This window comes from Virgibacillus sp. 7505 (genome assembly GCF_002272135.1).
Lineage (GTDB): Bacteria > Bacillota > Bacilli > Bacillales > Amphibacillaceae > Terribacillus.
Window position 1 is genome coordinate 1 of the sequence record NZ_NPBF01000429.1, and the last position, 217, is coordinate 217.

Genomic DNA, 217 nt, shown 5'->3' on the forward strand with positions numbered 1-217 from the left:
GGCGTTGCCTGTCAGGAGCGCTTCGCTAGATCCAGCTTGCAAGCCAAATGGGGGATCGACCGCCACTTCACTCCATTGGACCATTCCTGTCCGCATCAATGTTGCGCCGACGCCCATTGCCACTAAAATCGAAGCGTACTCAAACAACGTATACCTTGGCTTTTCACTTGGGTTGCCTAAAACAACTTGTCCGTATTTGGAATAAGCTAACCATATC

General features: G+C 50.2%; 1 protein-coding gene. It reads right to left on the reverse strand.

Annotated elements, in window-relative coordinates; translation table 11 throughout:
• Positions 1–217: BCCT family transporter (locus CHH91_RS19645; protein WP_176465897.1), on the reverse strand; the 217-nt coding region annotated here is incomplete at both ends.